Below are 15400 nucleotides of genomic sequence, written 5' to 3'. Positions count from 1 at the left end.
GCATCCTATGAATAGGTATTTTGATAAAATCACGAGCCTTCTCAAAAACGTAAAATCCGCAATAAGGTTTAAGTTAATTAACTTTCTTTCTTTAGAGCACGGGATAATGTTTAAGACTGCCAATCTAATCGCTGCTGAAAAAGTAGAAGGCGACTACCTTGAGTTTGGTGTTTATTCAGGAGGTTCCTTTATTGAAGCTTTTAATACATTAAAACATGCTTTTGGCCCGTTTCAAAAAATTCATGGAGAGAGAACAAAAGAAGATGTAAAGGAACTTAATAGATTGTGGAGTAACATGAGATTTTTTGCTTTTGATTCTTTTGAAGGACTTCCTAACCTTGAAGGAATAGATAAGCATGGAAAAGATTTTACTAAAGGAAAATACTATTGTTCCGAAAAAGATTTTCTAAAAAATTTAGAAAAGGCAGGAGTAGAAATAGAAAAAGTTAATGTAGTAGCGGGTTTGTTTGAAAAAACTTGCGTGAGTGAAACGATAGAACGATATTCTATTAAGAAAGCTGCGGTAGTCCATATTGATTGCGATTTATATCTATCAACTAAGACAGCATTAAATTTCATTACGCCATTACTTACCGATGGCACAATAATCATTTTTGATGATTGGTTCTGTTTTAGAGGTAACCCAAATTTGGGTGAACAAAGAGCCTTTTTTGAATGGCAGAAGGAAACACCTGATTGGTTTTTTATTGAGTATCAAAGAACAGGCCCTTGGACAAATAGTTTCATTGCTACAAAACGAACGTTAAATTAAATTCATAGACAATCATTAATATAAATAAATTTCAAATGGAGCATACAAATAAAAGTAACGGAAATAAAAGCAATTGCATAAGCAAATTGACCGAAGAAGAAGTTCAGAGATATACGGATTTTGGATTTCTAGTTCCTATCAGAATTTTAACTGAAGAAAAAGCAAATGAACTTCGTTTGGCTATTGATGAATATCTCTTTGATCATGATGAGACACCAAAGTATGAACTTACCGACCCAATTCGTATAAAGAGAAATATTGATTCATCTGGTAAGACAACCTTTGAGTATGGAGAGGGAACTGATAGCAAACCAAAAACATTTCCCTTTCTTTTTAACCTATGGAAACGAGACAAACGTTTTGAGACAGTTGCTAAGAATCCGTCTATTGCTTTAATAGCAAGTCAGCTACTTGAGGGTAAGAAAGTACACCTTATGGAAGATAATGTGATAATAAAAAATCCCTTTGCCAAATCAATTCCTTGGCATCAGGACTTTCCGTATTGGCCACTTGCAACTCCAACAGCAACAACAATCTTCATTGCTCTTGATGCTGTAACAACAGAGAATGGAACTATGCAGGTAGTACCGGGTTCACATAAAAGAAATGAAGAAACATTACCAGTTGGATTTGGTGATGATAAATCAATAATGCAAAAAGACAGACCTAACGCAGTTGAAATTTCTCAGAATCCTACTTTAGAAGGACTTGAAGTTGTGGACTATGGAAATCTTGAACCTGGGGAGTGTGGAATACATCATGCAATGTTATGGCATGGTTCATTACCCAATTTAACTTCAAAACCTCGTTGTGTATATGTACTTAGGTATGTAGCCGAGGGAACTATATGGCTTGGCAACGAACGTTTTCCATATGATGAAGTAGGCCTAAAACCGGGGGATAAAATTGAGGGGGTACATTTTCCAATCGTACCAATAGAATAACTACAGAAACTCCATTTTTAACTTTTGAGTCAATTAAGTTTTATGCAAATAAAAAAACGTCTCCTTTCAGCCGAAGCATACATTTTTGACTTTTATGGTACATTGGTTGAAATTGATTATGAGCCCCCACAAATGTGGGAAACACTAAGAAACCTTGGATTTGATTGTTATCTTGCTATGCAGGAAATGTGGGAAGCAGATGGCTTTGACGGATGCCTCACTCCAAGTTATAATTCAACTCCTTCTTACCAAGATTGGAGAAAAAATAATATCATTCAATTAATCAAGCAGAGTGGCGTACCCATCGATAGAATAGATGAAGTATATAACTGTTTGCTTGAGGTAGAAAAAACGGCTACAAAAAAAGCGGTTTTCGGTGCAAATTCTGTAATTCAATTATTACGAAAGCATAATAAAAAAATTGGTCTGTGTTCTAACTGGGATTTTCCAATTCAACCTTATTTAGAACAAACTGGTTTGCCTTTATTCGATGCCATTTCTGTATCAGCAGAAGTAGGTGCAAGAAAACCGAACTCCAAAATATTTAATGATATTTGTTCAAAGCTCAGTGTAAATCCTTCTAAAGCCATTTTCATTGGTGATAATTGGGTTAACGATGTTGTCGGTGCTATGAGGTGTGAATTATTTCCTGTATGGATAAGATTTGACAATCCAACTTGTGGAATGCCAAACCATGTTTTAGAATTTGAATCATTAAGAGATTTTGAAAAGGAATTAGAATTGATATTTAGATAAACAGATAAAATAAAATGCAAGAAATTAATATTCCAGAGGAAGCATATTTACCGAAAATTATTTTAGAAGGAACCCATTTAACGCATAAGACTGATATATCTTTTGCGATTGCAGAAAGTCCACGAATTGTGAAAGGTCGTATTCATAGGTATCACTTACCATTAGTTTCTGCTGAATGGGAAATACTTGACACACATGAATCAAAACCGATTTCACAGAGAAACAGCATAATCACATTTCAGCCACATGAAGAAGAATATGCAATGGAAACATATCGCACTTGGATGAAACTAATTGAGTTGCAGAGGCACTGGATTTGGGTTTTAGACCGTTTCCATATTTCTACTCGTGCGTTTCAATTGACTAATGCTAATAAAGATTATTCGTTTGACTGGTTAGAAGAAAGGCTTGCAGCATTAAATTTTCAAATAATTTTTTGCACTCGACCAGTTGAAACTTTTGAAGAAGCGAGACAAGAAAGACTTACATATTCTGAATCCCCTGCCAATTATGATAATTTACAAAAATTTATAGATGAGCAGGAATTAATGCGAGAACTGATTAAGCAATCCCGATTAAAAACTCTTGAAATAGATATTTCGAAGCATACTGTTGAAAGTGCATCAAACTTTATCCTTGATTGGTTGAATGTTCCAAGTACAAATCCTTTTATGGAAGCTGCTTTAAAAAAGAAAAACTTAAAGTAAAAACAATGGAGTTAACAGTTATTATAATTACTAGGAAAAGAAGCGAGTTGCTTAAAAGAGCAATTGATTCGATTAAATCCCAATGTTTCTCAGGTACAATAAAAACCTTAGTATTTGTTGATGATTGTTCTGAAACTATAATTTTTTTAGAGAATGAATATTCAGGTGACCATACAATTTCTTGGAGAAACATAAAAAGGAAGGCGGAAGACATAAGTGGTCCTTCTCATTCAGCATATTTACGAAATGCAGCGGTTGAATACGCTAACACAGTTTGGATTGCTTTTTTAGATGATGACAACGAATTTGAATCTTTTCACTTTGCAGAATTGGTGCGGTGTGCAGTGTTAAATAGTGTGGAGGCAGTTCATTGTCACAGACAACTCTTTTATTCAGATGGGAAACCTTATTGTTTTATGGAAGAAGAATATCCTTGGGCAAGAAATTCGCAACAGGCTAAAGAGCAATTTTTGCTACTTTCAGAGTGTGGTATCATCGAGAAAGGGAGCAACATTATTCATGACCAAATAAGTCAATCAGGTTCAGGAGTGAATATGGTTGATACAAATGTTTGGCTTATTAAAAGAGAGGTTCTCGTAAAAAATAAAATTTCACAAGATTTTACACATGCTGATTGGTTGAACATTGTTTGCGAGGACGATAAACTGCTAATAAGTTTGATAAGTTCCAAAGTGAAAATTTGCTGCAATAATGTTCCCTCTGTAAAATATTATTTAGGGGGATATTCAAATATTGATTTTCTTAATAACAATAAAAAAGTAAATAGCTATTCTGTGGAATGGAAAGAAGTAACCAATTGAACTATTTAAATTGCTAAGTGGATTTTTTACCATGAATAATTTCATATACGATGTATTTATTAGCCATAGTTCGAAGGATAAGGCTACTGTTCGAAAATTAGCTGAACTATTAAAATCTGATGGTTTGAGAGTATGGTTTGATGAATGGGAAATAAAACCAGGCGATATGATTGGTCTGAAAATCAACAAGGGTTTAGAGCAATCAAGAGTCCTTATTTTGGCTATGTCCGGTAATTCTTCGGATTCAGATTGGGTAACATTTGAAAGCCAAACCATACTTTTTAATGATCCGACAAACCAACAAAGGAGATTCATTCCATTACGATTAGATGACAGTGAAATTAAAACTACAATCAGGCAATTTGCATACATTGATTGGCGTAATGGTACACCTGAGCAGTATTTTAAGTTACTAGCCGCATGTGGAACTTGTGCTTCAAAAAATATCTTAAATGAAGAAATAACTAATCCCCGAGGCAAAACAATAAAAGCTCATGCAAGAACAATACTTGGCATTTCAATGACACCTGATAGTAATAAAGTTGTTTCGGCTTCTCGTGATAAAACAGTTAAAGTTTGGGATATTGAAAATGAGAAATGCCTTGCAATACTACATGGGCATAGTGACGGTGTTTGGTCAGCTGCATTATCAGGAGATGGGAAGATTGTTGTTTCGGGTTCGAGAGACCAATCTGTAAAGGTGTGGGATACTACTACTGAAAAGTGCTTGACTACTTTTAAAGTCAAAGGGCAGAAAGCGGGAATCTGGTGTGTTTCGGTAACCCCTGACGGTAAAAAAATGATTTCGGGTAGTCATGACGGTAAAGTAAGATTTTGGGACATTGATAGAGGAAAAGTTTTGTCAACTTTAATTGGGCATACAGAGTTTGTTGTTAGCGTCTGTTTAACTAAAAATGGGAAAATGGCTATTTCCGGTTCGGGTGATCAAACTATCCGAATTTGGGATTTAGAAACTGAAAAGTGTATAAATGTTCTTAATGGAAATGGAGGTGCCGTATATGGTATTACATTATCAGAGGATGAAAAAAAAATAGTTTCTGCCCATGGCGATAGATTAGTGAAAGTATGGGATGCAGAAACAGGCAACTGCATAACTCAATTTGCCGGTCATACAAATTCAGTATTATGTATTGCTATTTCAGCGAACGGTAAAATAGCAGTTTCGGGTTCTGCCGACCAAACAGTAAAAGTATGGGATTTCGAGAAAGGGCATTGCATAACAACTCTTAAAGGGCACACAGGAGATGTTTATGGTGTTGCTATTTCAGCGGACGGCAAAAGAGTAGTTTCGGGTTCTGATGATACTGAATTGATAGTTTGGGACATTGATGTAATTGGTAAGTGAAAGCATGAAACTTATTCAATTAACGGTTCAGTAAATCAAATTGGACAAAAACAATTTTGAGTGTGAATAGAAATATAAATATTGGTGACGGTTTTGGAAATCACTTTACCTCTGGCCCTTTATTAAAGTCGATAGACGAATTGGAACAAGCTGGTATTATATCCGAAACTGTCTTACGAGTGGAAGGATCAAAAGTTATCTACATAAATTATAAACTATTACAGCACGATTTCCCGCAATTAACTGATAATGCATTAGAAATTGAATATCCATACTTAAATAGTCTAAAAGGGTTGACAAAAAGGAAAGCAATTGAACAAATACAGGATGATTGGTTAATACACAATACTTCTTTCATTTCAACACAACAAGCCTTTCAAACCAATGTCAATACCAAAATTCAAATTGGTGATTCGAAAGTAAATGCCTATCGACCACCAGGGTATGGCAGGGCTTTGGTACTTTCAATAGAAGAAAATGACAGTGTGTTAAAAAAAAACACTTCACAACAAGTGTATGAAAACAGATTGATTGATGTAAAAGGTATAGGTGTTGCACCAAATAAAAAGCCTATTAACGATTCCCACGGTAATGGAATAAACTCTTTGGAGTTCGCAATTTTTGAGTTGATCATGCAAGAGTTGCTTCAAAAAATATTTATCCATAGCAATAGCAGTATCAGCACAATACCTATTTATGGGATACTTGACTTAGGTTTTGATGAAAAAGGGCATAACACTGAAAAGAATGATTTTCGTGACAAACCTGCAAGCCTAATTGCAAGGCGAGCTCACAGAAGGCCAAAAGACTCAGGCGGCCTTTATGCTTATGGGTCAACTGGCCAACATGTACAATTGGAAATAGAATTACTTCTCAGAAAATATGGTGTTACTTCTTCTAATACTAATACTACCATCAAAATTTGGAAAGAAAACGGCAGATTGAAAATTCTTTATGGTTCACAACCTATCGATTTCTTCAATGAAGAACAATTAAAAGAAATAGAAAAAGTCAGTCACTTTATTGATGATATGGCACCCCTCTACTTTGAAGGAATAAACATTCAACAAACTCGTGAAAACAGCCTGAATCCATTATATGCAACTCTAGTGGACTTTCAATCTTATCATGTAATGGAAAACTTTGATAATCCTATTCTCATGTTAGTTTCAGATTGTTTACTACGTTGGGGAGGCTCCATTTGGCCAAATCATGAAGATTTTGTTTTGCCTGATCCAAAACTAAAGATTCCGTTCGACCCTATTTGTGGTACGGGATCAATTTTTGGACATAATCTTGGAGAAGACAGAACTAAAATTGATTCTTTCTGTTACGGTTTGGTAAAGGATTTCAGGGCTCGGAGAATTTCAAAGAAAACAGTTCTTAAACGACTCCAAAAGTATTTAGGGGAGTTAACAGCCCATTTGAAGGTTTAGATAACATCCTGTCTCATTCATTTGCCTTTACTAACTCTATCTTTTGGTTTAGATGGACTTGAAAGTCTTGAGACCACGTCTTCAGCCGAACTAATTACACCGACCAAATGTTCAATTTGGCTTTCAGAATTGCTCATAATAACTTCAGCACTAAAAGTTGTGCTTCAGCACTACTTATAATATTCTCAGCATTGCTAAAAAGTAATTCGTTTTCAATTTGACTAAGAACCGTTGGAATTGGATCTTCTGAATGAGTAAAATCAGCCTTTGCCGTTTTTGCTGTGTTTCTTTTTTGTGCCATGATTGTTAATGTTTAATTTGTTATAAGTATGACAAAGATAAGAATCTTTGTCATACTATAAACTCCCCAAACACAAAAAATACACTCTTACAAGCCGCTACAAGCCAACCCACGAACCAAAGCTTGCAAGAGAGTATTTTTTCCTCCGACCCAAAGAAGAATTTTTCCCAACCCTATTTTTTTTTGCTTTTTTCCGCCACAGCACTAACTTAGTGTTAGCTCGACAATGACAGCTGTTAATGTAAATCGCTTCGTTGACAGGTTTGTGCGTAACTCAACCATACTCAGCTGTCTGACAGACAAAAGGGCATCCGGTAACATCGGTTTTGCAAAAGCGGGGGTGACGTGCTTCGGTTGACAGTTTTTCGTATAATTGAAGTGCGGTTCTTCGAGTGAACGGTAGTGCTGAAAGGCCCCGCCTTCGCAAAGCCGAAAACCGTCAAACTGTCTAAAAACTCAATCGAAATTGTTGAATACTTTTTGAATAGGATAAGGATACAATCGTTTCGAGTAGGTATCTTTAAGGCATGCGATACATACAAGGAACGGACCGGTGTCAAATCTTTTTATTTGCTGAAAACCTGGATCAGATCGTTGATGCTGACAATGAAGTCAGATTGATAGATCTGTTTGTGGAAAGCATTAAAATAGATGATTTTCATTTTGAAACGCATCACAGCACTACTACACAAGGTATAAAACGGGCAAGTTGCTATGTTGGACTGATGTTTACAGCTTTTAACCTGCGAAGATTAGTCAACATCATAGTTAAAAATGAGCTCAAAGCTTACCTCCAATCGATTATTTAAGGATTATGACAATGAAATTTAAGCATGGAAGATGCAGTATTTTTATGGATACGGAATTTTCCTGACCCCAAATATCAAAAATTATCGTTCCGTAAATCGTCTCTGTTGCAATTATTAGATATGATTTCTTAACTTTGGGTTTGGGGTAAGTAGTTTTTAGACGGACTGAAGTTAACGACAACAAAACAAAAAAAAACAAGTCATGAAAACAGCAATTTTTACGACCTTCTTAATTTTTTCAATGGGCCTATTATTTGGTCAACAAACTATCGAAGAACTTAAGAAGGAAAATGAAGCCCTTAAGGATTCAATCGCAAATACAACCAAGCTTGTAGATGCAATAAGCACTTTAAATAAAAGGCTCAATAGGGATTTTGACGGAGATAAAAAGAACGTGTTCAACTTGGGTTAAGTTTTGCTTACGGTGAATTATCGGAAGATGATCGTTTTAGATACAGACTTCCGGCCATCAACCCAGTTGATTCAACATTAGTTTACCAACAATTGGACGGGAGATTTATTTTAGTATCTACTACTATGACAATCACTCCATTTCTCTATGCAGATTGGATAGCAACAGCACGAAGCAATATAAAGCCAACCACAAAATGTCGAAAATGGAAGAAGGCTGGACTTTGGCTCTTAGAAAATTCTGGTTTTTCTGTTAACATTAATTTTCTTGAGATTGCAACTGGCTCAAGTCAGCAATCTTTCAATCAAATTGTTGAAGGTGGAATTGGCTACTCAATTCGACTGAACAAGAACATATATTGGAGTTTCTCGAGAGAATTAAAATTTCTTAATAGTTTAAATGACTCTTTTGTAGAAGGTGAACCCATAATTGTGAACGGCAACAAAATTGGTAGTATTGATGAAATTGATATTGATGACCAAGATTATTATCACAATAAAACTTTGTTACATTGGTCAACAAGGTTAATCGTCAATTTTTAATATGATACTTTCGTTAAATATGTACATGACGATCATGCTCCTAACGTCGCACGACACATGTACTAACCGTTGAACAACCCCTCCAAACATATTCTTACCCTTTTAAACTAACACTTGTTCTTTCGTCTTCGAGCTTGAATAACTTTGATTTTTTATCTCAATAACGGAATTACAGGACGCATTTTGAAAATTGGATAAAGGAGTATCACTCTTTTATGCCTTAAAAAATTTTAGTTAGCACATCCATCATTCCAGTACCTATCTTTACGATGAAGTAAAGCCTTGTACTATGTCATCGTTATATCTTAACATCGAAAGTTTAACAATCGGTCGAAATACACTTTTGCCAATCTGCTTCTTTTACATCATTGCAGCCATAAATAACAATAGCTGTGCACAAGTAGTCAACGCCACCAAAAGTGGATTTACGTGGATCTCAACAGAAAACATCACAGACAAATCCTTTGGTTCGGGATATACCATGTACAGTGCAGCTTATCCGATATTTCAAAAGTATCCGGGGCCCGATCGCTTTCAAACGGGATTGAGCAGCAGCTGGATGAGCACCCAAAGGACAGGCAATGAACCCACACAATTTTACACGACCATTGAAGGAGGATTGGGTTGGTGGCACGATACGCGCTTTGGTACGAAGGTTCCTAAGTTTATCATGGGCGGCGTATCGTATAATTTTTATGCCTGGGCCAACGGACCCGGCGCTGGCAGAAGTGATCAATTGCCCGATGGTCATAGAGACTGGAGTACCCCAGGTGGTAAATACGGCGTTGCCCAATTATCGAACAAACTGCTTTGGGCTCCCGACGGACTGAATATGTCGCAATGCCTGAATGGGGAGAAATTGGGTTATGGATATTTGCCTTTGCCCCTGACAGATCCCATCCCGAATACCGGCGGTACGAACATTAAAACAGGTAACCAATGCTGGACTTTATTTTTAAACACGACCAATTTTAAAGGTCCCGCAACTTTCTTTTTACCTACCTTCTGGACCGAACCCGTTCTGCAAGATCCTTCTTTGGAAGGTCTGTTTCTGGATACCAGGCCTTCGGAACCCAATGTTGGTTTTGGTATTGAACACGCCGGTTCACCTGCTTTGATTTCTCAGGATTCCACCGGTCAACTTTATGCGAAAGTTAATAGCTTGCAATATCCTGAGAGCGATGAAGACAATGCCATCTTACTTCATCAAATAACAGTATACTCTCCCGATGCAATTTGGAATGAGGTAGAAAATTGGTTTAATGGCGGACCTGCCGTAATGCCGGGTTTCAATGTTTCCGGAATGAAAGCTGTGCCCTTTGTAAATAATGGCGGTGCAATGGCTGCTGAAATATCGGGCAATGGAATTAAACACGACATTGATCTGAACTACATCGACAATGTCCAGCAAAATGTCAACACCATGGGTTTTAAATTTGATTTAAACAAGATCAGGAAGTCTGGTTCTAATTTCATCATGCCTGAATATTTTAAACTCGATCAAAACAATCGTTGGTTGGCAATGGAGAAAGGTGATGTACCAAACTCTACCCAATTATTGACTTCACCGGTTCCAGCTTCTGCAAGACCTGAACTTTCCTATCTGACCCCAAAGGAATCGGACTGTCATTGGCAGGATCCGAACGGACCTTGGAATCATCCCGGCCCGGCAGCAGGTCCATTTACAGCCGATCTTGGGGATGGCTCAAGCCTTACTTATTATTGGTATCGGTTTATAGATCAACCTGCCATCGTTCACGCAAAACTTCCACAAGAGATGCTTACAAAGCTTCAGGCAAGAGTGGAATTGCTGCATAAAAACTGGCGCCATACCGATGCGTATTTAGAACCCCCTTCAGTAGGCCGGATTGCAACTTTAGATCCCGGGGTCATCATTGAACCTCCACAAGGAATGGAATTCGGTTATGTTCCCATCGTTACCAGACAAGAAAAATCACGGCCTAAAGTCAGGGTGTTTGTTTTAGCCGGACAATCGAACATGCAGGGCTTTGGCGAAGTCAGTGATCCACAAAATTTACCAGGCACTTTGGTGGACCTCATTCAAAAAGATAGCTTAGGAACGTGGTCCAAAATCGGCACGAAAGACAATTGGACACAATTGGACCAAGCATATTTATACTTCGAACGCAATGGAGACACGATCAAATCGAACATTACTGTCGGACAAGGTGCTTATGATGGTTTGATCGGACCCGAACTCATGTTTGCGCACCAATTGGATGAATTCTACGAAGATCCGGTGCTGATCATAAAAACGGCCTGGGGTGGGAAAAGTCTTGCGAAAGATTTTCGTCCTCCATCTGCCGGAGGCACAACCGGTGAATTTTATAACCACATGATTCAAAAGGTGAAGGATGTTACCCAAAACCTGAGTTCTGAATTTCCTGAAATAAAAATAAAAGATTTTGAAATCGCGGGATTCGCCTGGTTTCAGGGTTGGAACGATGGGGAGTCGGATTCCTTTTTGAAAGAATACGAAAGCAATTTAGATCACCTGGTCAATGATGTAAGAAAAGATCTGAATAAACCCAATTTGCCCATCGTGATTGCAAGTTCCGGACAAGGCGGCTATGAACCCACCAACGATAGCTGGGTGCAAAGTATGCAAAACATCGTGTCTGTAGCGCAGGAAAATGTGGGATGCAACGACTCTCTTTATGGAGGGGGAGTGGGTTTTGTCAATAGCAAACCGTTTTATCTTTCTTCATCCGAATCACCGGAAGACGCCATTTATCATTTCAACAACAATGCTCTTACATTTTTAAATGTAGGTAAATCCATGGGTGATGAAATGATCAAAGCCATTCATGCGATGGCATTTTGTTATCAGGATTGCAGCGACCCTGTTTCGCCGGGAATAGTATCTGTCGGCAATCGCGTGTGGAATGATCTCAACCGAAATGGAATGAACGATCCCGAAGAGCCGGGAATTCCAGGAGTATCCTTAGTGCTTTGGGCAGATTCTGATGGAGACGGCATTCCGGACTGGCAGGGCTTCTCGGGAGTCCAAGTGACAGACAAAGATGGATATTACAGGTTTGGAGGTCTCAAGCCGGGAAATTATATCGTTTTTGTTTGGCAGGTCAATAATTGGGGCGTTGGTGAGCCACTCCATGGATTTGTTTCAACAACCGGTTTTGAACCCAATGCCAACAATGATGTGGATATGGACAACAACGGTTTTGGCAATCCATTTACGGATATTATGTCCGGCATAGTCACGCTTTCTTCGGGAGAAGAACCCCTCCATGACGGAGATCCCTTCAATTGTTATTTTGATTACGATGCCAGTGGCAACAATACGGTTGATTTTGGCTTTTACGATCCATTGGTAAGTCAGGTCGATAATGAAAAATCGAAAAATTGGGTTCACATTTATCCGGTGCCCGTGCAAAACCAGTTTGCGATCAAAGGAAACTTACAATCGTATCAATTAGAAATTTTCAATTCGTTGGGTACATTGCTAAGAACAATTGATTTAGATGATTTGTCAAAACCAATAGACATTTCAACATTTTCACCAGGTTTGTATTTCGTGAAAACCATTAATAAATCCCACCATCACTATCAGATCCATAAAATTCTGAAACAATAACAATTGGTATGCAAACACTGAAATGTGATTACAATTGTTGCTAAACGACGAGTGCATATAACCCTTACACTGTTAGATCGCAATGCAGTTCGTGAGGCTAATTATCTGTAAATATCTCTGCAATAAAAATTAATTTTCCACACAATCTCATTAACTTTGTTTGGGAGAACACGAGAACACTTGGTTGCAAACGGAGTGATGCAATCCATCACCGAATTCGCAACTGAAAACAGATATTAAAAGCGTAAAATCATTTCTTTAAATCTATTCTAAACTCGGATAGAACCATGAAGAAAGGCTATATGTACATATTGCTATGTGCCGACGGAAGCTATTACACCGGAAGCACAACACATCTTTATCTTCGACTTGCCCAGCACCAGCAAGGTATCGGTGCAAAACATACAGCCAGCAGGTTACCTGTGAAATTGGTTTATTATGAGGAGTACAAAAGAGTTCAGGATGCCTTTTATCGCGAAAAACAAATTCAGGGATGGAGCAAAAAAAAGAAAAATGCCTTGATCATGGAGATGCCAGAGCGGCTCCACGAATTGGCGAAGTGTATGAATGAGAGTTCGTATTTAGATTTCGACTCCGCTCGCTTCGGCTACGCTCAGCGAGCGGAGCCGAAATCTCCAAAAGAATAACGAAATGCAGCTCACTTCGGCTCACTGATCTGACTCGAAATGCAGCTCACTTTCGCTCAGCGAGCGGAGCCGAAGTCTCCAAAAGAATAACGAAATGCAGCTCACTTCCGCTCACTGATCTGACTCGAAATGCAGCTCACTTTCGCTCAGCGAGCGGAGCCGAAATCTCCAAAAGAATAACGAAATGCAACTCACTTTCGCTCAGCGAGCGGAGCCGAAATCTCCAAAAGAATAACGCAATGCCGCTCACTTCGGCTCACTGATCTGACTCGAAATGCAGCTCACTTTCGCTCAGCGAGCGGAGCCGAAATCTCCAAAAGAATAACGAAATGTAGCTCACTTCGGCTCACTGAGCGGAGCCGAAGTGAGCCGAAGTGAGCGGATTATAATACCATAACCCTCTCCACCATCGTCTCCTCCCCAATCCCTTCAAGCATTTCTTCCAATTTACCCATGACTTCCTCTGAATGATTACACGGCTTTTTTGTCATCAGATCCACGTGAAGAAAATCCGTCCACAACAGACATTTCAACTGCGTTTGATTTTCGTTCCAGATCTGGTATTCGACCTTTAAGCGCTTTTCATCAAAGGAGATGAGACGCGAGTCCAGAACAATGATTTCATTTCTTTTTGCTTCCCGCAAATAACTGATCTCGTGTTTGGTGATCACCCAGGAACACTTTGTAGTATGTGCATATTCCATCAAATCGAATTGATAATGGCTGAGAAGCAGATCTTCTCTGGCTTCCAGCATGTATTCGATAAATCGGGTATTGTACAAGTGGCCCATGGGATCGCAATCCTTAAACCGGACTCTTGCTTTTTGGATGGGTTTATTTACCATGATTTAACAATTGGCACTGAACTAAACTATTTTTAAGGGTGTTAAGGTACATGTTCCTGGTCATTACAGGGCTATCCAGAATATCCCTGCTAAAATTATAATTGTGGGATTTATCATTGCTTTTCTCGTTTTAATTGGACTTGACCTCTATGCATTCCTGGGACTCAGACATTTATTAGTGAGTCTGCCCAATGGAATCCGAATGGGAATTATGGTTAGTTATTGGCTCATTTCTTTGAGCCTTCCCATCGCATATTTATTGAATCCGATTGATTTCAGACGTCCTGCCATGGGATCAAATTGGTATGTGATTCTTGCCAATATCTGGATGATCATCGCTATATCTAAACTGATCTTCATCCTGAGTTTGATCGGTGAGGATGTGTTTAGGTTCTTTTCGGGGCTCAATCAAAAATTATTTTCTTCTTCAGATACCGGTGACTCGTTTCTTCCCTCGCGAAGAAAATTTGTCGGCCAAACGGCACTTGTCGTTTCAAGCTTACCTTTCCTGTCTTTGACCTATGGCCTGATCAAGGGCCGGTATAATTTTAAAATTCACAGGAAAGAAATCTTTTACAAAGATCTTCCCGAGGCATTTGACGGATTTACCATCACTCAGCTATCCGACATTCACGCAGGAAGCTTAGACGATGCCGGAGAAATTGCCAAAGCCATTGAAATGGTCAATCAGCTCGAAAGCGATGTCGTGGTCTTTACCGGAGATCTGGTCAATACCTTTGCTTCTGAATTTGATCCCTGGGCTGAAGCTTTTTCAAAAATTCGCGCTAAAACAGGAAAGTATTCGGTACTGGGTAATCACGATTACGGGCATTACCATCGTTGGACTCATGTCGCCGATAAAAATGAAAATTTCCAAAAATTAGTAGATCACCATAAGAATATGGGATTTACCCTGCTTCGCGATGAATCCTCTAAAATTGAAAAAGAAGGTCAACACATCCACATGCTGGGCGTCGAAAACTGGGGTGTTGGTTTTGGTAAACTTGGCGATCTGGATAAGGCTCTTGAAAACGTGGCTTCCGGCGACTTTAAAGTATTGCTTTCACACGATCCCACACATTGGGAATTTATCGTCAAAAATCATCCCAATCTGGTCCATCTGACCTTAAGCGGTCATACGCACGGCATGCAGATGGGGATCGAACTACCGGGATTTAAATGGAGTCCGATCCAGTACCGTTATGCTAAATGGTCGGATCTGCACCGCGAAAACGACAGGTATCTATACATCAACCGCGGATTCGGTGTGTTGGGTTACCGGGGAAGGGTAGGGATCTGGCCTGAAATCACTCACATTACTTTGAGAAAAACGCCCACGGACTCACCCGTATAATTTCTTCACTTAATTTTAAATCTTCCTGAACCATGCGATCGGCATAATTCATTATGTTTGGCTTTTAATAAG

15 protein-coding genes are annotated in these 15400 nt (G+C 38.6%); 13 read left to right on the top strand and 2 right to left on the bottom strand.

Translation table 11 applies throughout. The annotated features are described in order from the left end of the window. Positions 1-7 precede the first annotated feature (7 nt). The 7 genes from IPM34_09605 (at position 8) to IPM34_09575 (ending at position 6802) form a co-directional block, all read left to right on the top strand. Positions 8-772: a hypothetical protein gene (locus IPM34_09605; protein ID MBK8955800.1), complete on the top strand. Its 765-nt coding sequence runs from the start codon at positions 8-10 to the stop codon at positions 770-772. 35 nt (positions 773-807) lie between these two features. Next, positions 808-1716 carry a phytanoyl-CoA dioxygenase family protein gene (locus tag IPM34_09600; GenBank protein MBK8955799.1) on the top strand — a complete coding sequence of 303 codons (909 nt, stop codon included), beginning with the start codon at positions 808-810 and terminating at the stop codon, positions 1714-1716. Positions 1717-1758: 42 nt separating this feature from the next. Beyond that, complete coding sequence (locus IPM34_09595) at positions 1759-2472, top strand: HAD-IA family hydrolase (GenBank protein MBK8955798.1); 714 nt, start codon at positions 1759-1761, stop codon at positions 2470-2472. Positions 2473-2486: 14 nt separating this feature from the next. Continuing rightward, on the top strand, positions 2487-3179 hold the full coding sequence (locus tag IPM34_09590; protein ID MBK8955797.1) for a hypothetical protein: 693 nt from the start codon (positions 2487-2489) through the stop codon (positions 3177-3179). A 5-nt stretch (positions 3180-3184) separates the two neighbouring features. Further along, the gene (locus IPM34_09585; GenBank protein ID MBK8955796.1) at positions 3185-4000 is read left to right on the top strand and encodes a glycosyltransferase family 2 protein; all 816 of its coding nucleotides are present in this window, start codon (positions 3185-3187) and stop codon (positions 3998-4000) included. Positions 4001-4031: 31 nt separating this feature from the next. After that, the gene (locus IPM34_09580) at positions 4032-5366 is read left to right on the top strand and encodes a TIR domain-containing protein (protein MBK8955795.1); all 1335 of its coding nucleotides are present in this window, start codon (positions 4032-4034) and stop codon (positions 5364-5366) included. A 62-nt stretch (positions 5367-5428) separates the two neighbouring features. Continuing rightward, positions 5429-6802 carry a hypothetical protein gene (locus IPM34_09575; GenBank protein MBK8955794.1) on the top strand — a complete coding sequence of 458 codons (1374 nt, stop codon included), beginning with the start codon at positions 5429-5431 and terminating at the stop codon, positions 6800-6802. A gap of 133 nt (positions 6803-6935) precedes the next feature. Here IPM34_09575 and IPM34_09570 read toward each other — a convergent pair whose 3' ends face one another. Continuing rightward, positions 6936-7103, bottom strand: a complete 168-nt coding sequence (locus tag IPM34_09570; GenBank protein ID MBK8955793.1) for a hypothetical protein — start codon at positions 7101-7103, stop codon at positions 6936-6938. Positions 7104-7630: 527 nt separating this feature from the next. Between IPM34_09570 and IPM34_09565 the strand changes: the two genes are divergently transcribed. From IPM34_09565 to IPM34_09545, 5 genes are all read left to right on the top strand, one after another. Beyond that, positions 7631-7912 (top strand): hypothetical protein, encoded by a 282-nt coding sequence (locus IPM34_09565; GenBank protein MBK8955792.1) that lies wholly within the window; start codon positions 7631-7633, stop codon positions 7910-7912. Between the two features lie 202 nt (positions 7913-8114). Beyond that, positions 8115-8324: a hypothetical protein gene (locus tag IPM34_09560; GenBank protein ID MBK8955791.1), complete on the top strand. Its 210-nt coding sequence runs from the start codon at positions 8115-8117 to the stop codon at positions 8322-8324. Positions 8325-8449: 125 nt separating this feature from the next. After that, entirely contained in the window at positions 8450-8866 is a 417-nt protein-coding gene (locus IPM34_09555; protein ID MBK8955790.1) for a hypothetical protein, read from the top strand. A gap of 289 nt (positions 8867-9155) precedes the next feature. Then, entirely contained in the window at positions 9156-12482 is a 3327-nt protein-coding gene (locus IPM34_09550; protein MBK8955789.1) for a T9SS type A sorting domain-containing protein, read from the top strand. Between the two features lie 302 nt (positions 12483-12784). Further along, on the top strand, positions 12785-13129 hold the full coding sequence (locus IPM34_09545; protein ID MBK8955788.1) for a GIY-YIG nuclease family protein: 345 nt from the start codon (positions 12785-12787) through the stop codon (positions 13127-13129). Between the two features lie 383 nt (positions 13130-13512). Here IPM34_09545 and IPM34_09540 read toward each other — a convergent pair whose 3' ends face one another. After that, positions 13513-13974 carry an acyl-CoA thioesterase gene (locus IPM34_09540; protein ID MBK8955787.1) on the bottom strand — a complete coding sequence of 154 codons (462 nt, stop codon included), beginning with the start codon at positions 13972-13974 and terminating at the stop codon, positions 13513-13515. 202 nt (positions 13975-14176) lie between these two features. On the opposite strand from IPM34_09540, the gene IPM34_09535 reads away from it, so the two are divergent. Further along, complete coding sequence (locus tag IPM34_09535; GenBank protein ID MBK8955786.1) at positions 14177-15328, top strand: metallophosphoesterase; 1152 nt, start codon at positions 14177-14179, stop codon at positions 15326-15328. The last annotated feature ends 72 nt before the right edge of the window (positions 15329-15400 follow it).

This window comes from Saprospiraceae bacterium, assembly GCA_016716185.1.
In the GTDB taxonomy this organism is placed as follows: domain Bacteria; phylum Bacteroidota; class Bacteroidia; order Chitinophagales; family Saprospiraceae; genus Vicinibacter.
Note: the sequence above shows the minus strand (reverse complement) of the source record. Positions and strands in the feature narration are given on the sequence as shown.